The organism is Shinella sumterensis (genome assembly GCF_004514425.2).
GTDB classification, from domain to species: Bacteria; Pseudomonadota; Alphaproteobacteria; order Rhizobiales; family Rhizobiaceae; genus Shinella; species Shinella sumterensis.
Genome location: NZ_MYFN02000001.1, coordinates 149,146 through 168,238 on the forward strand (window position 1 = coordinate 149,146; position 19,093 = coordinate 168,238).

Sequence of the window (19,093 nt, forward strand, 5' to 3'; positions counted from 1 at the left end):
CAAGGCGTTGCGGCGAGGCGGGGTCGGCGCGGGGCGTGAAGGAAGGACGCAGGACTTCACGCATCGGGTCTGCGGAAAATGGTCTCCCTCCGGAAAGGGACGGGGCGAGGGGCGTCGGACCGCCTTTTCGACCAAGCCTTAACCGGGCGTGCCTGTGTGGCACACAAGTGGACGGATGCGCCGCGGGGCGTCCGGGGGACGTGTCCCTGTCGCGCGGCGCAGTGGAAGACGATGCCGACCGGCAGTCATGGCTGCGGCATCGTAAGTCTGAGGGCGTGCATGACCCCGTCTGCGGAGGGGCGCGCCACCGTTCCCACGTACCCCGTCATCGCAGAGAGACCGAAGTCGCAGGCAAAAACCGCCGAACGGGGCGCCGGAAGGTGTCACCTAAATACATTTCAGTCGAGGCAGCTTCCGGCGCCCCGTCCGAACGCTTTTTGAAACCACGGGCGAAACCGCCGCGTGGATACAGTCGTTGCCGCTATAGGCGGCCCTTCATCAGGCCTGGTAGGTGATCCGCCCGTCGCAGATCGTCGTGACCGGACGCACCGTCGCGAGCGCCGTGACGTCCGTCGCCTCGATATCGGCCGAAAGCACGACGACATCGGCGAGATAGCCCGTCTTCAGCATGCCCTTGCGGTCTTCCATGAACTCGACCCAGGCGCCGGTCCTGGTATAGGCGGCGAGCGTCTCGTGCAGCGAGAGACGTTCGTCCTTCAAACCGTCCTTCCAGACCGTGCGTGACATCGCACACTCTATGGAATGCATCGGATCGAGCGGCGAGACCGGCCAGTCGGTGGCAAACACGATCGGCGCGCCGGCATCGACCAGCGTGCGCCAGGCGAAGGCGTAGGGCCAGCGCTCCTCCCCGATATAGGAGAGGTAGGGTTCGAGCGGCAGGCCGGCGCTGCCCGGCGGATGTGTCGGCTGCATGGAGGCGACCGTGCCCAGTTCCTTGAAGCGCGGGATATCGTCGGGGTGAACCACCTCGATATGCTCGATGCGGTTGCGGCTGTCGCGCTTGCCGTTCGCCTTGATGGCGGCCTCGTATCCGTTCAGCACCATGCGCACCGCGCCATCGCCGATGGCATGGACCGCGACCGGCAGGCCGAGCTTGTCGGCGGCGATCGTGATGGTGTCGAACTGCTCCTGCGTGAAAAGCGGCTCGCCCTTCCAGCCGGGCTGATGGGCATAGTCGTCGACGAAAACAGCCGTACCGGATTCCGTCACCCCGTCCATGAACAGCTTGACGAAATCCGAACGCAGCCGGTCCGTGTCGAAGCGCGCCCGCCAGGCGGCGGCCTTTGTCTCGAGGTCGGACAGCGGCATGAAGTTCTTCATGTGGAAGGGCATGCGCACCCGCACCGGCAGGCCCACGGTCTTCTCGATCTCCTCGAGCATTTCCAGCTGGTAGAGGCTGCCGTCCATATTCTGCAGCGAGGTGATGCCGAGCGAGGCGACGTAGGCGAGACCTTCCTTGAGGATCGCGATATCGCCGGCGCGCTCTTCGTCCGTCACATGCTCCGGGTCACCGCCGGTGCCGACGCCGAGCATTTCGCGGCCGCCCGTTTCGCCGAGCGCCGAGACGGGACGGATGGCGTTGCTTTCGCGCAGTTCGCCGGTGGCGAGCCCGTCATCGCCCATCACGATCTCGTTGCCGATGCCGACATCGCGGCCTTCCAGGATGCCGCCACCCTTCAGCGCCAGCGTGTTCGCCCAGGCGGTGTGATGGTCGGGCGCGAAGATCAGCACCGCGCGGTCCGGCAGGATGCGGTCGAGATGGTGCCGCGTCACGCGCTCGTCGTCGGACAGGACCGTGTAGTCGGCATGCTGGGCGATCAGCAGCGCCCTGTCGGGATATTCGGCGGCATAATCCCGCAAGGCCTTTGCCAGCGCATCGAAGCCCTTCACGCCGGCGAGCGAGAGTTCGCGCAGCTCGGCCGAGCCGCCGAAGATGTGCATATGCGCCTCGTTGAAGCCCGGCAGCACCGTCCCGCCCTTGGCGTCGATGACATGCGTGTCGGGACCGGAGAAGGCATCGATCTCGGCTTCCGAGCCGACGGCGAGGATGCGGTTGCCGGCAAGCGCCACGGCACTTGCGCGCGGATTGGCGTCGTCCATCGTTAGCACCCGCGCATTGCGGATGATAAAGCTCGCCTCGGCCTGCATGGAATGCTCCTTGAAGGGTCAGATTGCCCGGCGGCAAAGCGCGCGGAAGAAGGTGAAGACGTCCTGGTTCTCCTCGTCGCCCAGCGGTTCGGGCTGGGAGGAGAGCTTGACGATGACGGTCTCGGTGCTCGGATCGACATAGAGCCACTGGCCGTGGATGCCGATCGCGCAGAACGCGCCGTCGGCCTCGCCGGACTGATACCACTGGCTGCGGTAGCGGCCGTTCGGCAGGTCGACATTGCGGCCCTGTTGCCAGGCCTCGCGGTCGCCATTGTCCTGCATATCGCGGATCCAGCCTTCCGGAATGACCTGACGGCCGTTGCGCACACCGTGATTGCGCAGCAGTTCGCCAAGCCGCGCCAGATCACGCGCCGTGATGGAAACGCCGCCAGCGGTGCGCGGCGTGCCGATGGCATCCACCGTGACCTCGGCATTGTTCCGGGCGCCCATCGGCTTCCACAGCAGATCGGAGGTCAGGTCGGCAAAGCGCGCGCCCGTCGCCCGTTCGATGATGACGCCGAGCAGATCGGCATTGGGCGAGGCGTAGTAGAACGGTCCGCCATGCGGCCGTTCGGCCTTCTGAAGCGTCAGCAGGAAGGAGGCCAGCGTTTCCGGCTCCGCATCCGGCATCGGCGGGTTCCACAGCATGGCGCGGCGATAGCGGGCAAACGCGCCGTACGGGTCGAGATAGGCTTCCTCGAAGTCGAGGCTCACGCGCATGTCCAGCACGTCGCGATAGGTGCAGTCGCCATAAACGCTGCCCTTTGCCTCGGGCAGGTAGTCCGTCACGGGGCGGTCGGGATCGATGATGCCCTCGGCTTCAAGGATGCCGGAGACGACGGCCGTCAGCGACTTGGAAATCGAGAACACGAGGTGCGGCGCGTTGGGATCGGTATGCGGGGCGTAATATTCAGCGACGATCTCGCCCCGGCGCATCAGGACGAACGCGTCGGTATGGGCAAAATCGAGGAAGGCGCGTGCGGTGGCCGCCCCGGCAAGGCCCGTCTCCATCGCCGCATCGAGGAAGGCATCGCTTGAAAGTGGCTGCTCCGCGCTGACCAGCTCGGCGGCGATCACGGCCGTCGGCACGAAATCGCGCACGTTCTGGAATGTCCAGCGGCTGTAGGGAGCGGTGCGCCAGTTGGCGAGCGTGACATCGGCACGGGCAAAGCCGTGCGTTTCCTTGAAGGTCTTGATCATGAGAATGCCGCCGGTCTGCGGGAAGGCGTCAAGCCTTCCCGCATATGGCTGTCCTTGTTACATGCGACGCGTTACTTCTGCAGTTCGGTCCAGATCCGGGTGTAGAGCTGCTGCGTCTCCGGCTCGCAGCTCAGCAGGAACTCGCCGGCCTTCTCGTATTCCGGCGGAACGACCAGTTCCGGTGCGGTCTTCATCTCTTCCGGCAGGAACTTGTCCGACCCCTTGATGCCGTTGGCATATTTCGCGAAGGCCGAAATCATCGCGGCGTTTTCCGGGTCCATGATGAAGTTCATGAACAGCTTGGCGTTTTCCGGGTTCTTCGCGTCCTTGAGAAGCGCTGCGCTGTCCATGAAGTAGGGGAAGCCCTCCTTCGGATAGCCCATCTTGACATCGGGGTTCTTCAGGCGCGAGCGCATGATGGCGCCGTTCCAGTAGTAGACGCCGGCATAGTCGCCGGAGGGCAGCTTCTCGGTGACGCTGTAATCCATGGCGAGCCACTTGGTCTTGGCTTCCACCAGCTTGTCGCGGACCTTGCGCAGCACTTCCTTGTCGGTGGTGCACCAGTCGCCGCCGAAATACTTGATCGCGGCGAAGAGCACGTCGTTCATTTCCGGTGCGACGTTGATCTTGCCGACCAGTTCCGGCGGCGGATCGAGGAAGATGGCGGACGTGTTGATATCGCCCTTGTAGACCGCGGTGTTGACGCCGATGCCGGTCAGGCCCCACTGCCACGGAACGGTGTAATGACGACCCGGATCCCAGGGAACATCCACCCAGCGCGGGTCGACGTTCTTGAAGTTCTCCATCTGGTCCGGGCGGGCCTCCTCGATGAGGCCTTCCTTGACCCAGATCTGGACGTAGTTGGCCGAGGGAACGACGATGTCGAAGCCGTGGCCGCCGGCGCGGACCTTGGCAAGCGCCGTATCGTTCGAATCGTAGTCGGTCACGGTGACCTTGACGTCGAACTCTTTCTCGAACTTCTTGATCAGTTCGGGGCTCGTATAGTCGCCCCAGTTGTAGATGTTGAGTTCGCCTGCGGCCGATGCGCTGTTGGCGAAGGCCAGGGCGGCGACCGCAGCCATTGCCGTCGTGGTGATCCATTTCGATTTCATGTCTGTTCCTCTCTGTCGTTGGTCTGTCGGATTTGGCTATTGTTTTTTCCGGTTGATGAAGAAGAAGATCACGACCAGCACGGTCGAAAGCGCGAGGAACACGGTGGCGATCGCGTTGATCTCGGGCGTGGTTTCACGGCGAAGCTGTCCCAGCATGTAGGTGGGCAGCGTATCCTGCCCGCCCGATTTGACAAACTCGGTAATCACGACGTCATCAAGCGAAATGACGAAGGCCAGCATGAAGCCGGCGATGACGGCCGGCCGCAGGAGCGGCAGCGTCACATGACGGAAGGTCTGCCAGCGCGAGGCGTAGAGGTCGGCCGCCGCGCGTTCCAGCGTGAGGTCCATGCTTTCCAGCCGGGCGCGGATCGGCAGATAGGCAAAGGGAATGCAGAAGGCGGTGTGCGCGAGGACGAGGTATCCGAGGCCGGAATAGCCGGTCCAGACCTTGATGCGCGAGAAGACGATCAGCAGCGCAACGGCGGTGACGATTTCCGGCACCATCAGCGGCTGGTTGATCATCGCGTATTTCAGCGTCTGCCCGCGATAGGGCGCGGTGCGGGTCGTGGCGAGCGCCGCCATCAGCGCCGCGACCGTCGCGAGGCTTGCCGCCCAGAGCGCGATGATGAGCGAGCGGATCGCCGCGTCCTGCACGGCGGAGTTCTGCCATGCCGCCACGAACCAGCGCCCCGAAAAGCCGCCCCATTGCGACAGCGATTCCGCGTCGTTGAAGGAATAGACGACCAGCGCGCCGATCGGCAGGTAAAGCGCGAAGAAGGTGAAAAGCGTGATGAAGCCGAAGCCCGGCTGCGACTTGATGTCGAAACGCGATCTAAACATGTCCGGACCCTCCGCGCGAGGCGTTGCGGACATAGACGATGAGAGCGACCATCACGATGATCATCAGCGTGATCGACATAGCCGCACCGAGCGGCCAGTTGCGGCCGGCGCCGAACTGCATCTCGATCAGGTTGCCGAGCATCATGTTCTTGCCGCCGCCGAGAACGCGCGGGATGACATAGGCGCCGAGCGAGGGAATGAAGACCAGGATCGAGCCTGCGATGATGCCGGGCTTCACCAGCGGGATGACGATCTTGCGCAGCACCTGGAAACGTGTCGCGTAAAGATCGTATCCCGCCTCGACCAGCCGGAAATCCAGCTTCTCGATGGAGGCATAGAGCGGCAGCACCATGAGCGGCAGATAGACATAGGTCATGCCGAGCAGGTTGGCGGTGTCGGTATAGATGATCTGCAGCGGGCTCTTGATGATGCCGAGCCATATCAGCGCATTGTTGAGAAGGCCTTCGTTGCGGATGACCTGCTGCATGGCGAAGGTGCGGATGAGAAGGTTTGTCCAGAACGGGATGGTGACGAGGAATACCCAGATCTCGCGGGTATGCGGCGGCCGTGTCGCGATGAAATAGGCGGTCGGGAAGCCGAGGATCAGGGTGAGGATGGTGGTGAAGAACGACAGCTGGATGGAGCGCCAGATGATCGAAATATGCGCATCGGCCAGTCCGAGCGTATCGTCGAAGATATCCCGCTGGAAGAAGACGGAGGTCCAGCCATCGAGCGAGAATTCCCAGGGCTTCACATCCCCGTAATCGCCCTTGACCATGAAGGAGTAGAGCAGCATCACGAAGAGCGGCCCGATCGCCGCCACGAAGATGATGACAAGGGCCGGCGCGCTCAGGAGCCAGCGGGAGCGGATATCCTGTTTCCTGGCCTCGATCGCGACCTGTTCTGCGCCGTTCATCGTCAGTCCCTCAGAATCTGAGCGACGTCGTCGCTGAAGTCGATGCCAACCGTATCGCCTTTGGAAAAGCCGCAATGGCCGCTGCGCGCATTCTGCTGGCGCACCATGAAAGCGGTGCCGTCGTCCAGTCGCACGTGAACATGGGTATCGGTGCCGAGATAGACGATATCATGCACGACGCCCCGCAGCGCCGACGTGCCGGTCGGCGCGCCCGCGCGGGCATGTTCGGGCCGAACCACGACGGTGACGGAGCCGTTGGGCGTCACATCCGCGGGGAAGCTTGCGGAAATTTCGGCGCCGGAAGAGAGCCGCACCCGCGCCCGGTTATCCGCCACGGAGACGACGTCGGCAGAGAGGAAATTGGTCTCGCCGATGAAGTCGGCGACGAAACGCTCGGCCGGGCGGTCGTAGATATCCCAGGGCGAGCCGACCTGACGAACCGTTCCCGCCGACATGACCGCGATGCGGTCCGACATGGTGAGCGCTTCTTCCTGGTCGTGGGTGACGAAGACGAAGGTGATGCCGGTTTCCAGCTGAAGACGCTTCAGCTCGATCTGCATCGACTTGCGAAGCTTGAGATCGAGCGCCGACAGCGGCTCGTCGAGCAGGAGGACCTTCGGTCGCGGGGCCAGTGCCCGGGCAAGGGCGACACGCTGCTGCTGGCCGCCGGAAAGCTGCGTGACCGGATTGTGGCCACGGCCGTCGAGATGAACGAGCTTCAGCATGTCGTTGACGACGGAGGTTATTTCCGCCTTCGGCCGCCCCAGCATCTTGAGGCCGAAACCGATATTCTCGGCGACCGTGAGGTGCGGGAAGAGAGCGTAGTTCTGAAAGACCGTGTTGACCGGGCGCTGGTTGGGCAGAAGCCCCGAAATATCCGACCCGTCGAGCAGGACCTGCCCTTCGGTCGGCATTTCGAAACCGGCGATCATGCGCAGGAGCGTGGTCTTTCCGCATCCCGACGGGCCGAGGAGCGTGAAGAATTCATTGGGGCGGATATCCAGCGTGACATTGTCCACGGCCTGGAAGTTTCCGAACCATTTCTTGATACCGTGCAGGCCAATGGCACCGCCATGCGCCGCAGTCGTTCGCGATTCAGTCATCGGTTCCCCGTTCGTCGACCGACACCCGAGACTTCCTCTGTCCGGATCGCCGGCTTACCATTGTCTGACCGTCGATCACGGCTCTTATGTGATATGCTTGTCTTGCTTATGATCACAACAAATCATAATTTGATCAAATCTGTAAAGGGTCATTTTCGGCTTCGCAACATTATCAGTTCTGCGTGCAATCTACCGAGAATTCAGCCCTGAGTCGGCTTTTGGCACAGATTGGCGGACCCGCACAGGGAGGGTAAGGGCATGCTGGTTTCCGAGCGGCGGGAAGAGAGCGAATCCGCCAAGCAGTGGGTGTATCGTGTCCTGCGGCACAGCATCATGACAGGCGGTTTCGAACCGGGGGAACCGGTGACGATCAACGGCCTTGCCGACATGCTTGGCGTCAGCGCCATGCCGGTGCGCGAAGCGCTGCACCGGCTCGTCTCCGAAGGTGCGCTGGAACTGCTCGACAATCGCCGGGTCCGCGTACCGGACCTCGATTCCGCCGGTTTCGATGAGGTTCTTGAGGCGCGCATCGCGCTGGAGACGCGCGCCGCCGAACGGGCGATGCCCTTTATAGACCCGCCTGCGCTCGCCCGTATGCGCGCCTTCGACCGACAGGCGGACGAGGCATTGGCCGCGGGCGATTTCCGCCGGCTGGTGGAAGCCAACTTCGCCTTCCACCGCGCCCTGTATGAGGCGCGCCCGGGCACCGTGATGCTGCCGCTGATCGAATCCCTCTGGCTGCGTCTTGGCCCCTTCATGCGACGGGCCGGCGAAAACCTTTCCCAAACCTACCAGGTCGATCGCCACGCCGAAGCGCTGTTGGCCATAACAAGACAGGACGCCGAGGCGCTGAAGGCCGCCATAACCGCCGACATACGTGACGGTGCCGGCCATCTCGGCCGCGGGCATTTCGAACGTGTGGCGATCACCGGCAGGGCAGATTAGGCGAGCAAGCCACACCGCTCTTGCATTGCATGGCGAAGCACCGGTAAGTCAGCGGTGCTGCCATCGGGAGGAAACGCCTTGGACGACGACAATGTAGTGAAGTTCGAACGACGCAAGCCGCAGCCGGAAAAGAAACCCGCCGCCGCGCAACGGCTCCAGGCCGGGCACATCTGGCTCGCCGTGCTTGCCGTGATCGTGCTGGCGTGGGCCTACTATCAGTTCATCGCGCCGCAGACGCTCTGACCGCTGCGGCAAGCCGGCGCTACGCTCGCGGGCTGATCTTCCACAAGCGGCGCGCATTGTCGCAGAGCACCCCGGCCTTTTCCGGCAGGCTGACGCCCGACAGAAGCGCATGCGTGGCGCCGATCCAGGTGGAGAGGCCGCCGCCGAGCGTGCAGACCGGCCAGTCGCTGCCCCAGACCATGCGGTCGAAGCCGAAGCAGCGCACGACGTGGGCGAAATAGGGTTTCAGGTCCTCCAGCGTCCAGTTTTCCGCGCCATAGGCCGGAATCCCCGACAGCTTGACCGTGACGTTGGGGCGCCGGGCGATCTCCGACAATGGGCCCTGCCAGCGATCGTACCCGCCGCCGGCGATGTCAGGCACGCCGCAATGATCCAGCACGAAGGAGACATCCGGCGCGAGATCGACAAGGGCGATCGCCCGTTCGATCTGGTGCGGCTTGACGCAGAGATCGAAGGTGAGCCCGCTGCCGGAAAGCCTTGCGATGTTTTCGCGGAACAAGGCCCCTTCCGACACGTCGTCCGGCACGACATGCAGCACGCGGCGGAAGCCGCGCACGAAGGGGTTGGCGCGCACGCGCTCGAGATAGGCGGGAAAGTCCGGCAGCTCCGGCCGGCAACTGGCAATGGCGCCGACGAGCAGGCTGTCCGCAGCGGTGGCGAGCGCCTCGATGACCTCCGTCTCCCGCGCGATGTCCGTCTCGGCGACATCCACTTCCATATGCAGCGAGGCCGCGATGCCGAGACGCCGGGCCTCCCTGGCGTAAAGATCGTGGGTAAAATCGGCGTTGAGAGGCGGCACGTCGGCAAGCCAGGGATAGGTCAGGCGGTCCCGATAGACGAGATGCAGGTGGGTATCGATGATCATGGTGCGTGCCTCCTCCGCGCGGCCACACTGCCACAGAGGAATTGATCATTCAAATACGAATTAAGACCGGATGCGCTGGTCGCTGGAGGTCGTGCGGATGCGATATGCCGCGGGTCCAGGGTGTCAAAAGTCGAGATCGGGGACGGCGGGGCGGGGAGGCTGTCGCTCCCCGCCTGTCTTGGTCATTCGCCGTAGGGCAGCCAGATCGTCTTCACCTGGCTGGCGCGGCGCAGATACTCCTGGCCCTGGCCGAAGCGCGGGTCCAGCCAGTCGCGCAGGCGGCCGAGATCGGACCAGACCGGCTTGAGGTTGCCGGCCGACGCCACTTCCACCATGCGCGAGCCGTCCTCACTTCCGCAGTACCAGAGTGCTGCCACGTCGTCGTGCTCGGCAAGCGTCTTTGCCAGCGCATCGCGCTCGCCGGTCAACAGGTTGACGACGCCGGCGGGAATGTCCGACGTTTCGAAGACTTGGTAGAGGCGGGCGGCGATGAGCGGATGCGCCTGCGAGGCGATGGCCACGACGCGGTTGCCCATGGTGATCGCCGGCAGGATCAAGGAGAGGAGGGCGAGAAGCGGCGCCTCGTCGGGCGCCACGACGCCGATCGTGCCAAAGGGCTCGTTGACCGTCATCGTCACGTGCTGCGACTTCGTCGCGGTCACGGCGCCGTCGAACTTGTCGGCCTGCGCGGCATACCAGAAGCACCGGCGGATCGCCGCCTCGAACTCCTCTTCCGGCTTCGCGACGGTGCCCGTTGCAGCGAGTGCCGCCACGAATTCATCGCGGCGCTGCACGAGGTTTTCGGCGAGGAAATAGAGCACCTGCGCGCGGTTATGCGCGGTCACGCCGCCCCAGGCGGTCGCCTTGTTTGCCGCTTCGACGGCGTTGCGCACATCCTTGCGGTTGGCGAGGCCGGCCTCGCCGATGGCCGCACCTGCCTTGCCATAGACCGTGTAGCTCTGGCCGCCGTCCGGCCGCGCCTGCTTGCCGCCGATATAGAGCTTTGCCGTGACGTCGACTGCCGTGCGGTCGGCCTTGCCCGTGGCAGGGGCCACATCGATGGGGGCGGCCGAGACGGCGCGGACCTTGCCCTGCTTGTCCCAGCCGGTGGTGAGATATTCGAGCATGCCGGCGCGGCCGCCCTCACGGCCATAGCCGCTTTCGCGATAACCGCCGAACGGTGCGGCTGCGTCGAACATGTTGGTGGCGTTGATCCACACGACGCCCGCCTTGACGCGCGCGGCGAGCTCGATGGCGCGGTTGACGTTCTCCGACCAGAGAGAGGCGGCCAGGCCGTAGCGGGTGTCGTTGGCGAGCGCGACGGCTTCGTCCAGCGTGCGGAAGGTGAGCGTCGTTGCCACGGGGCCGAAGATCTCGACCTGCGACACGCTGTTGGCGGGATGGCTGTCGGTGAAGAAGCCCGGCGTGCAGAAGGCGCCCTTTTCCGGCAGGGCCACGGGAGCGAGATTGAGCGTCGCGCCTTCCTCTTCACCGGCCTTCAAAAGGGTCTTGATGCGCGAAAGCTGCTTCATGGAGACGACGGCGCCCATGTCCATCGTCTTGTCGAGCGGATCGCCGACGCGGAGCGTCGCCATGCGGGCTTTCAGCTTGTCGAAAAAGCGCGGCGCGACGCCTTCCTGGACGAGGAGCCGCGAGCCGGCGCAGCAGACCTCGCCCTGGTTGAACCAGATCGCATCCACGACGCCTTCGACCGCGGCATCGAGATCGGCATCCTCCAGCACGATGAAGGGTGACTTGCCGCCGAGTTCCAGGCTGAGCTTCTTGCCCGAGCCGGCGATCTGGCGGCGAATGAGGCGGCCGACATCCGTCGAACCGGTGAAGGCGACCTTGTCGACATCGGGATGGCCGGCAATGGCGGCTCCTGTCTCGCCGTCGCCCTGGACGATGTTGACGACGCCGGCGGGCAGGCCGATCTCGACGAGAACCTCGGCGAAGGCGTGTGCGGTCATCGGCGTGAGGTCGGCCGGCTTGAGCACGACCGTGTTGCCGGCCGCAAGCGCCGGCGCGACCTTCCAGGCGAGCATCAGCAGCGGGAAGTTCCACGGAATGATCTGGCCGCAGACGCCGACCGGCCTGTGTTGCGGGAACGCGTCGGCGACGAGCTCGGCCCAGCCGGCGTGATGGTAGAAGTGGCGCGCGACGAGCGGGATATCGATATCGCGGGTCTCGCGGATCGTCTTGCCGTTGTCCATGGTCTCCAGCACGGAGAAGAAGCGCTCGCGCTTCTGGATGTGGCGCGCGATGGCATAGAGATATTTCGCGCGCTCATGGCCCGGCAGCGCCGACCATTCGGGGAACGCCGCGCGCGCAGCCGCGACCGCCGCATCCACATCATCAGCGGTGCCCTTGGCGACACGGCCGATGACGTCCTCCGTCGCGGGGTTGACGACATCGATGAGATCGCCGGCGGCGCTCGTGAACCTGCCGTCGATGAAATGGCCGATGCCGGCGGAGCGGGCGGAAAGCCAGGCCTTGACCTCTGCGTTGCTTTCGGGAGCGGGGCCGTATTCCATGGTCTGCATAATGTCCTTGATGGAAGGCATGGTCTAACCTCAGGCCAGCGCGTGGCGGTTGGCGGCCGAGTAGCGGCCCGTAATGTGATGTTCGAGCTGGCGTTCGATGTCGCCGAGCATGGAGGACGCGCCGATGCGGAAGAGATCGGGCATCATGAAGCGCGTGCCGAGTTCCTCCTTCATGAGGATCAGCCAGTTCATCGCATCCTTGGCAGTCTTCAACCCGCCGGCCGGCTTGAAGCCGACCATCTGGCCGGTGCGGTCCTTATAATCGCGCAACGCCCGCACCATGGTGAGCGACACCGGCAGCGTGGCATTGACGTCTTCCTTGCCGGTCGAGGTCTTGATGAAATCCGAACCTGCCTGCATCGCGACCATCGAGGCCTTGTAGACGTTGGAAAGCGTCTTGAGGTCGCCCGTCGCGAGGATCGCCTTCATATGGGCGTCGCCGCAGGCTTCCCGCATCTGGCGCATCTCGTCATAGAGTGCCGACCAGTTGCCGCGCAGCACATGCTCGCGGGTGATGACGATGTCGATTTCCTTGGCGCCCTGCTCGACGGCGTAGCGGATTTCGCCGAGCCTGAGCGGCAGGGGCGTGAGGCCGGCGGGAAAGCCCGTCGCGACGGAGGCGACCGGGATGCCGCTGCCTTCGAGCGCCTTCACGGCATGGCCGACCATCGTCGGGTAGACGCAGACCGCGCCGACCGTCAGGCGCTCGATGCCGAGCGCTTCGAGAAGATCCGCGCGCACCGGTGCCTTCGCCTTGGCGCAGAGACGCTGGACGCGGCCTTCGGTGTCGTCGCCCGCCAGCGTCGTGAGGTCGATGCAGGTGATTGCGCGCAGCAGCCACGCCGCCTGCCACTCCTTCTTGACCGAGCGCCGGGTGGGCAGGGTCGCGGCACGACGCTGCGCGGCCGACAGGTTGACCGAATGCGTCTCGAACCAGTCGAGCGTCAGCGGCGTGCCCTCGGGCCGGGGGAAGTGATCTGTCATGGTGGTTTCCAGCGATTTTTCTTGCGGTTTCATGCCCGGCCTCTGCGGATGTCGATGAAGCGGTTGAGAAGGATGGCCGCGACGATGATCAGGCCCGTCACGGTCATCTGGTAGAAGGAACCGAGCCCGAGCAGGTTGAAGATATTGCGCAGCACTTGCAGCAACATGACGGCAAAAAAAGTGCCGAGCACGCCGCCGCGCCCGCCAAAAAGCGATGTGCCACCAAGCACCACCGCCGCGATGGCGTCAAGTTCAAGTCCCTGTGCGGCGGTCGGCTGGCCGATGCGCAGGCGCGATGTGAGGAGAATGCCGGCGAGCGCGCTCATGACGCCGGACACCGTGAAGACGAGGACGAGAATGCGGGTGGTGGGCAAACCCGAAAGTCTTGCCGCCTCCGCATTGCCGCCGGTTGCATAGACGGATTCGCCGAACACCGTGAGGCGCAGCAACGCGCCGGCGGCAATGCACAGCACGACGAAGATGATGCCCATCGAGCTGACCTGCAGGCCGGGCAGCACCGGGACCATGGTCGAGGAAATCGCGCCGAAGGATGGCGGCAGGCCGGAGACGGGCACGCCATCCGTCAGCAGGTAGGTGATGCCGCGGAACGACACGAGGCCGGCAAGCGAGACGATGAAGCTCGGCACCTCGGCAAGCGCGGTGATGAGGCCGATGACGGCGCCCGCAAGTGCGCCGGTCAGGATGGTGATGGCCAGTGCGGGCACGATCGGCATGCCGCCGGCAAGCAAGACGGCGACGAGCATGCCGCACAGCGCCACGACCGACCCGACGGAAAGATCGATATTGCCCGTCAGGATGACGAAGGTCATGCCGACCGCCACGACGCCGACCACGGCCGCCTGCTGAAACAGGTTGGCAATGTTGGTCGACGTCAGGAAGTTCGGCGACAGGATCGCGGCGATCGCGACGACGACGAGGAAGATCGCGATGAAATTGTACTCGATCAGAAGATCGGCGACGCGACGCCCGGAAGTGCGTGCCGGCGCAACGCCCGTCACAGTATCAGTCATGATGGTGGTCTCCGAGAATCTGATGTTTCAGGATCGTGTCCTGATCGGTGGTGGCGGGGTCGAAGCGGGCGATGTTGCGCCCCTCATGGAACACCCAGATCGTGTCGCAGGCGGCGTAGAGCTCCTCCAGCTCGGACGAGGCGACGATGACGGCCGCCCCATCGGCGGCCAGTTCGTCGACCAGCCGGTAGAGATCGGCCTTGGCGCCGATGTCGAGGCCGCGCGAGGGTTCGTCGAGCAGCAGAAGCCTGGCGCCCTTGATGATCCACTTGGCCAGCACGACCTTCTGCTGGTTGCCGCCCGAGAGCTGGATGACCTTCTGCTCCGGTGAGCCGTATTTGGTGGAAAGCTGCCTGAGCACCGGCACCGTCTTCGCCTTGAGCTCGCCGTGCCGTGCGAGGAACCGTCCCTGCATGGCGGGCAGGGTGGCGTTGCGATAGATCGGCGCGTCGAGGATGAGCCCTTCCGTCTTGCGGCTCTCCGGCACGAGCCCGAGGCCGGCGGCGATGGCATCGCGTGGCGTCTTCGCCTTGTAGGGCTTGCCGTAGAGCGACATGCGCGCCTCGTGCGCGTCGGCCCCGAACAGCGCCTTGAGGAAGGATGTGCGGCCGGAGCCATTCAGCCCGGTGAGGCCGGCGATCTCGCCGCGCCGCAGTTCGAAATCGCGGATATCGAGGCCGTTCGCCGCCGTCAGACGATCGACCTTCAGCACGACCTCGCCCGTGACCGGCGGCCGCTCGCGGCGTTCGACGAAGCCGCGATCGCGCCCAAGTATGGCTTCCACCAGCGCGCTGTCGGGCGTACCCTCGACATCGAAGGTCTCGATGGTGCGCCCGCCGCGCAGCACGGTCACGCGGTCGCCGATCTCGCGAAGCTCACCCAGGCGGTGGCTGACATACAGGATGGCGACGCCCTGCGCCGTCAGTTCGCGGATGACGCGGAAGACGGATTTCAGCTCGGTCTCGTTGAGTGCCGCCGAAGGCTCGTCCATGATGATGACCTTGGCCTCGCGCGTCAGCGAACGGGCAATCGCGGTCAATTGCTGGTTGGCGATGGAAAGGCTGCCGACGCGGTCCTCCGGCGTGAAACTCGCGCCGACCCGGGCAAGCGCCTCGCGGGCGCGCGCCCGGCGGCTTCGTTTATCAAGGAAGCCGAAGCGCGACGGCGGGTGACCGAGGAAGAGGTTTTCCGCCACCGTCAGCTGCGGCACGAGATCGAGTTCCTGATAGATCATCGATATACCGGCGCGCGCCGCCTCCGCCGGCGCGCGGAAATGCACCGGCGTGCCATCCACCTGAATCTTGCCGGCCGATGGCGATAGCGCGCCCGCGATGAGCTTGAGGAAGGTGGACTTGCCGGCGCCATTCGCGCCGAGAAGGCAATGGACCTCGCCCTTGCGCACGGCGATATTGGCCTCGTCGAGCGCGATGATGCTGGGCGGGAAGCGTTTCGACAGGCCCTCAATCGTCAATACGTCCGGCGTCATACGCCCTCCTCCAGAATGCGGCGTGCCGTCACTTCGTCGGTCACGAGATCGGTGACGTAGCCCGCGCGCAGGCAGGCCGCGGCGATGCGGTGCTTGTCCTCGCCCGCCGCGACACCGATCACCCGCTCCTTGGCCGCAAGCGCTTCCAGCTTCAGACCGATGGTTCGGTCGTCGAGCTGGGTGTCGGCGATGCGGCCGTTGCGATCGACGAAGCGGCCCATGATGTCGCCGACGGCCTCCAGATCGCGCAGCCGCGCGATATCCTCGTCGCCGAGATAGCCGGAACCGAGCAGGACTGACTGGGATGTGAGGCCGCCGAGACCGAAGCAGAGCACCGGCGCCTCTTCGGCCAGCGCCAGAACGCGGCCGAGAATGGGATCCTGTTCAAGCGCCTGGCGGGTGGATTTCGAGCCGATGATCGCCGGCACGGGCAGCAGCGTCGCGCGCCCACCCGTCGACTGCGCGAATTCCTCCGCGACGGCGGAATTGCGGCTGCTGGTCGCCGTCAGCGCGGTCGATCCGTTGACGAGCACGACATGAAGCCCAGGGCACCAGTCCTTCGGAAGCGCGCGGGCGACCGCCGACATGGTGCGCCCCCAGCTGACGCCGATCAGCTTCGGCTTGGGGCTGAGGCTTGCCAGATGCGTGGCGGCGGCCTGGGCGACGCTGTCGATGACGAGGCTGGGGTCGTCGATCTCGCCGGTCGGCACGACGATGGCCTCCTTGACGCCGAAGCTGCGCTGCAATTCGAGTTCGACCGTGGTCCTGCGGCCGGCGCGCGGCGTGATCTCGATGCGGACGATGCCCGCCTCCTTCGCCTCGGTCAAAAGCTTGCCGACCTGCCAGCGCGTGAGGCCGAGTTCGTTTGCGATTTCCGACTGGGTGCGGTCGAGGTCGTAATAGAGCTTGGCGACCTGGACGATCAGGTGATCGCGCTGATCGGAGGAGGGCAGGCGGGCGGAATAGGGATTGCGTTCGGCCATGTCACGCCTCCCTCTGGCGGCTTGCCAGCTGGTGGAGCACCGGCCGCAGCCGTTCCGTCGCATCCTGATAGAGCGGCAGCATCTTCTGGAACCATTCGGCGCGCGCCGGATCGGGCAGCAGTTCCTTCGACGGCGCCACGCAAGCGGCGGCGGCGGCGCGAAGATCCGCGAATTCGCCGATGGCGGCCGCGGCAGCGGCCGCGGTTCCGACGAGCGAAAGATTGTCCTCGCGCGCAACCTGCACCGGCTGACCGATGGCATCGACCGTCGCCTGAAGCCAGGCGGCGTTCTTGACGATGCCGCCCGCCATCATGACGCGGTCCACGGAAACGCCGCGCGCCTTCAGCACCGACAGCACATTGGCCGAGCCGAGCGCGATGGAATCGATCGAGGCGGCATAGACGTCCGTTCGGGTATGGCCGAGCGTCAGGCCCATCAGTGCCCCGCGCAGGGCGGCGTCGCGATAAGGCGTGCGGTTGCCCATCATGTAATCCAGCGCCAGCAGGCCTTCCGATCGCGACGGATTGGCCGCGACATCGGCGATCAGCGCGGCGTGGCCGGCGGCATCCAGCCCGAACATCTCGCCGGCAAGCCAGTTGAGCATCGAGCCGGCCGCCACCTGTCCGCATTCGACCAGCCAGCGGCCGTCGTTGAGCGCGTTGGGGTAGGGACCCCAGAAGCCGGAAACGTCGGACTCTTCTGCAAGCTGCACCAGCTGGACGATGGACGTGCCGCCGATGAACAGCATGCCGCCGGGCTCGATGGTATCGGCACCGAGAATGCCGATATGGGCATCGATGCCGCCCTGCGCGACGACGGGCCGGTTTTCCAGTCCCAGTTCTGCCGCCATCTCGGCGCGCATCGGCGCGATCACGCCGCCGACGGGCACGATGCGCTGCGGCAGGCGCTTGGTCAGGTCCGGAATGCCGAAAGCTTCATAGACCTCTGGCACGAACTGGCCGACGGCGCTGTCGTAGTTCCATTTGCAGGCGGCGTTCATTCGTGAGCCGACCCATTCGCCCGTCAGGTCGAAATTGACGTAATCGAGCGCCTCGCAGACGACCTCGGCGGCATCCCAGATGTCGCGGCGGTTGCGCTTCAGCCACATGGCCTTGGGCACCAGCCATTCGACGGCATCGGAGCCACCGCAATAGCGCATGACGGGATGGTCAAGGCTCGCCGTCTCGCGCGCTTCGGCTTCAGCGCGGCAGTCCATCCAGAGCAGGGCGGGCGAGAGCGGCGTGCCGTCGCGCCGGCAGATCGCCACGGTGGAGGCGGTCGTGGCGGTGCAGACGGCATCGACGGTGCGCCGGCCCGCCTTTTCGAGCACGGCGCGGCCCGCCGTGCGCAGGGCCGCACGCCACTCGGCAGGGGATTGCTCCGCCCAGCCGGCGCGCGGATAGTGCGTCGCGTAGGCCGCCTCCGCCTGGGCCAGCATCTGGCGCCGGTCCGTGTCGTAGACGCCGGCGCGAAGGCCGCCCGTACCGAAGTCGAAGCTCAGGATATGAGCCATGACCGATGATCCTCCCTAAATTCTCCGTCGCCCGGCAACGCCTCCAGTGCCGGGCACCCCGTCAGGGGTGGAACATGATCTTCGAGAAGAAGAATTCGCGGTCGGTGCGAAGCCGCTCGAAGATACCAGGCAGTTCCTCCAGCTCCAGATCGTGTGTGATCATGAACTCCCACTTCAGCGCACCGGACGCAAGCTTGTCCAGCGTCACCGTCCACTGCGGGCCGGGATAGGGTGCACCGAAGGAGTTCCACGAACCGTGCAGCGACACTTCCTGGCGCAGGAAATGCTGGAAGGCGGCATTGGTGAGGGGTATGTCGCCGACGGGAATGCCGATGAAGACCACATGACCACCCGGTGCGGCGAGCCTGACGGCGGCGTTGACCGATGTCGGATGCCCTGCTGCTTCCACGATGATATCGGCGAGAAGCTCCTTGGGTAGTTCGGCTCCGGCGAGGAAGGCATGCGTCGCGCCGGCCTGCCGGGCAAGTTCCAGCTTTTCCTCGGAAACATCGATGGCGACGACTTCGCGCGCGCCCATCAGCAGCATCCACTGAATGGCGAAGAGGCCGATCGGGCCGCAGCCGATGACCGCGCCGCGATCGCCCATGCGCACGCCGCCGGCCTTCCAGATGGCGTGAAGGGCAATCGAGGCGGGATCGACCATGGCGGCGGCACGCGGATCGCAGCCTTCGGGCGCCTTCAGGAGGTTTTCGACCGGCGCGCAGACCCATTCGGCATAGGCGCCGTCACGGCGCGAGCCGAAATAGTCGTAGTTGCGGCACCGCGAGAAATTGCCGGTCGCGCACTGGTCGCAGGTGCCACACGGCAGCATGGGCGGGACCGTGACCAGGTCGCCCCTGGAAAAGCCCGTGACCGAAGCGCCCAGTTCCTCGATATGTCCGGAAAATTCGTGGCCGCAGATGATGGGCATCTTGTGCGCGCCCTTGATGAGCATGCGCGGCAGGTCCGATCCGCAAACACCGACGGCGGCCACGCGCAGCAGGACCTCGTTCGCCTTCGGAACGGGCTTGTCGACATTTTCGAGGCGGATGTCTCCGGGCGTGTGGAGGACGGCGGCGCGCATGAATGGGTTCCTTTAAAAACGAAATGGCTTGCGCCGGCGGACAGCCGCCAGCGTTCGGAAGAGCGGGAGGAGCCGG

Annotated in this window: 16 protein-coding genes; 2 read left to right on the forward strand and 14 right to left on the reverse strand. The window is 65.1% G+C overall.

All coding sequences use genetic code 11. From position 1 onward, the window contains the following. Positions 1-498: 498 nt before the first annotated feature. The 6 genes from B5M41_RS00670 to B5M41_RS00695 all read right to left on the reverse strand — a co-directional run bounded on the left by B5M41_RS00670 (position 499) and on the right by B5M41_RS00695 (position 7,340). Positions 499-2,169 carry an amidohydrolase gene (locus B5M41_RS00670; RefSeq protein WP_134650974.1) on the reverse strand — a complete coding sequence of 557 codons (1,671 nt, stop codon included), beginning with the start codon at positions 2,167-2,169 and terminating at the stop codon, positions 499-501. Between the two features lie 18 nt (positions 2,170-2,187). Continuing rightward, positions 2,188-3,369: a serine hydrolase domain-containing protein gene (locus B5M41_RS00675; RefSeq protein ID WP_134650973.1), complete on the reverse strand. Its 1,182-nt coding sequence runs from the start codon at positions 3,367-3,369 to the stop codon at positions 2,188-2,190. 71 nt (positions 3,370-3,440) lie between these two features. Further along, entirely contained in the window at positions 3,441-4,481 is a 1,041-nt protein-coding gene (locus tag B5M41_RS00680) for an ABC transporter substrate-binding protein (protein WP_134650972.1), read from the reverse strand. A gap of 36 nt (positions 4,482-4,517) precedes the next feature. Further along, complete coding sequence (locus B5M41_RS00685; protein WP_134650971.1) at positions 4,518-5,321, reverse strand: ABC transporter permease; 804 nt, start codon at positions 5,319-5,321, stop codon at positions 4,518-4,520. Beyond that, positions 5,314-6,237, reverse strand: coding sequence for an ABC transporter permease (locus B5M41_RS00690; RefSeq protein ID WP_134650970.1), 924 nt, complete (start codon positions 6,235-6,237; stop codon positions 5,314-5,316). The genes B5M41_RS00685 and B5M41_RS00690 overlap by 8 nt, the downstream gene beginning before the upstream one ends. Before the next feature lie 2 nt (positions 6,238-6,239). Beyond that, positions 6,240-7,340, reverse strand: coding sequence for an ABC transporter ATP-binding protein (locus B5M41_RS00695; protein ID WP_134650969.1), 1,101 nt, complete (start codon positions 7,338-7,340; stop codon positions 6,240-6,242). Between the two features lie 258 nt (positions 7,341-7,598). Here B5M41_RS00695 and B5M41_RS00700 point away from each other — a divergent pair, with 258 nt between their 5' ends. Continuing rightward, the gene (locus B5M41_RS00700; RefSeq protein ID WP_134650968.1) at positions 7,599-8,285 is read left to right on the forward strand and encodes a GntR family transcriptional regulator; all 687 of its coding nucleotides are present in this window, start codon (positions 7,599-7,601) and stop codon (positions 8,283-8,285) included. A gap of 78 nt (positions 8,286-8,363) precedes the next feature. Continuing rightward, a complete protein-coding gene (locus B5M41_RS00705) occupies positions 8,364-8,528 on the forward strand; it encodes a hypothetical protein (protein WP_167719335.1) in 165 nt (54 codons plus the stop codon). A 19-nt stretch (positions 8,529-8,547) separates the two neighbouring features. On the opposite strand, the gene B5M41_RS00710 is transcribed toward B5M41_RS00705, so the two are convergent. The 8 genes from B5M41_RS00710 to B5M41_RS00745 form a co-directional block, all read right to left on the reverse strand. Then, a complete protein-coding gene (locus tag B5M41_RS00710; protein WP_134650967.1) occupies positions 8,548-9,393 on the reverse strand; it encodes an amidohydrolase family protein in 846 nt (281 codons plus the stop codon). A gap of 182 nt (positions 9,394-9,575) precedes the next feature. Then, positions 9,576-11,957, reverse strand: a complete 2,382-nt coding sequence (locus tag B5M41_RS00715; protein WP_134650410.1) for an aldehyde dehydrogenase family protein — start codon at positions 11,955-11,957, stop codon at positions 9,576-9,578. A 9-nt stretch (positions 11,958-11,966) separates the two neighbouring features. Next, positions 11,967-12,920 carry a deoxyribose-phosphate aldolase gene (deoC, locus tag B5M41_RS00720; RefSeq protein ID WP_134650409.1) on the reverse strand — a complete coding sequence of 318 codons (954 nt, stop codon included), beginning with the start codon at positions 12,918-12,920 and terminating at the stop codon, positions 11,967-11,969. A 29-nt stretch (positions 12,921-12,949) separates the two neighbouring features. Next, positions 12,950-13,951, reverse strand: a complete 1,002-nt coding sequence (locus B5M41_RS00725; RefSeq protein WP_134650408.1) for an ABC transporter permease — start codon at positions 13,949-13,951, stop codon at positions 12,950-12,952. Further along, complete coding sequence (locus B5M41_RS00730) at positions 13,944-15,437, reverse strand: sugar ABC transporter ATP-binding protein (RefSeq protein WP_134650407.1); 1,494 nt, start codon at positions 15,435-15,437, stop codon at positions 13,944-13,946. The genes B5M41_RS00725 and B5M41_RS00730 overlap by 8 nt, the downstream gene beginning before the upstream one ends. After that, positions 15,434-16,420: a sugar-binding transcriptional regulator gene (locus B5M41_RS00735; RefSeq protein ID WP_134650406.1), complete on the reverse strand. Its 987-nt coding sequence runs from the start codon at positions 16,418-16,420 to the stop codon at positions 15,434-15,436. The genes B5M41_RS00730 and B5M41_RS00735 overlap by 4 nt, the downstream gene beginning before the upstream one ends. Position 16,421: 1 nt before the next feature. Then, positions 16,422-17,933, reverse strand: coding sequence for an FGGY-family carbohydrate kinase (locus B5M41_RS00740; RefSeq protein WP_134650405.1), 1,512 nt, complete (start codon positions 17,931-17,933; stop codon positions 16,422-16,424). 61 nt (positions 17,934-17,994) lie between these two features. Beyond that, complete coding sequence (locus B5M41_RS00745; RefSeq protein WP_134650404.1) at positions 17,995-19,017, reverse strand: galactitol-1-phosphate 5-dehydrogenase; 1,023 nt, start codon at positions 19,015-19,017, stop codon at positions 17,995-17,997. Positions 19,018-19,093: the final 76 nt, after the last annotated feature.

Excerpts from the sequence above, each read along its gene's own strand:
- B5M41_RS00670 (WP_134650974.1), bottom strand. The coding sequence starts at position 2,169 with ATGCAGGCCGAGGCGAGCTTTATCATCCGCAATGCGCGGGTGCTAACG.
- B5M41_RS00675 (WP_134650973.1), bottom strand. The coding sequence starts at position 3,369 with ATGATCAAGACCTTCAAGGAAACGCACGGCTTTGCCCGTGCCGATGTC.
- B5M41_RS00680 (WP_134650972.1), bottom strand. The coding sequence starts at position 4,481 with ATGAAATCGAAATGGATCACCACGACGGCAATGGCTGCGGTCGCCGCC.
- B5M41_RS00685 (WP_134650971.1), bottom strand. The coding sequence starts at position 5,321 with ATGTTTAGATCGCGTTTCGACATCAAGTCGCAGCCGGGCTTCGGCTTC.
- B5M41_RS00690 (WP_134650970.1), bottom strand. The coding sequence starts at position 6,237 with ATGAACGGCGCAGAACAGGTCGCGATCGAGGCCAGGAAACAGGATATC.
- B5M41_RS00695 (WP_134650969.1), bottom strand. The coding sequence starts at position 7,340 with ATGACTGAATCGCGAACGACTGCGGCGCATGGCGGTGCCATTGGCCTG.
- B5M41_RS00700 (WP_134650968.1), top strand. The coding sequence starts at position 7,599 with ATGCTGGTTTCCGAGCGGCGGGAAGAGAGCGAATCCGCCAAGCAGTGG.
- B5M41_RS00710 (WP_134650967.1), bottom strand. The coding sequence starts at position 9,393 with ATGATCATCGATACCCACCTGCATCTCGTCTATCGGGACCGCCTGACC.
- B5M41_RS00715 (WP_134650410.1), bottom strand. The coding sequence starts at position 11,957 with ATGCCTTCCATCAAGGACATTATGCAGACCATGGAATACGGCCCCGCT.
- deoC (WP_134650409.1), bottom strand. The coding sequence starts at position 12,920 with ATGACAGATCACTTCCCCCGGCCCGAGGGCACGCCGCTGACGCTCGAC.
- B5M41_RS00725 (WP_134650408.1), bottom strand. The coding sequence starts at position 13,951 with ATGACTGATACTGTGACGGGCGTTGCGCCGGCACGCACTTCCGGGCGT.
- B5M41_RS00730 (WP_134650407.1), bottom strand. The coding sequence starts at position 15,437 with ATGACGCCGGACGTATTGACGATTGAGGGCCTGTCGAAACGCTTCCCG.
- B5M41_RS00735 (WP_134650406.1), bottom strand. The coding sequence starts at position 16,420 with ATGGCCGAACGCAATCCCTATTCCGCCCGCCTGCCCTCCTCCGATCAG.
- B5M41_RS00740 (WP_134650405.1), bottom strand. The coding sequence starts at position 17,933 with ATGGCTCATATCCTGAGCTTCGACTTCGGTACGGGCGGCCTTCGCGCC.
- B5M41_RS00745 (WP_134650404.1), bottom strand. The coding sequence starts at position 19,017 with ATGCGCGCCGCCGTCCTCCACACGCCCGGAGACATCCGCCTCGAAAAT.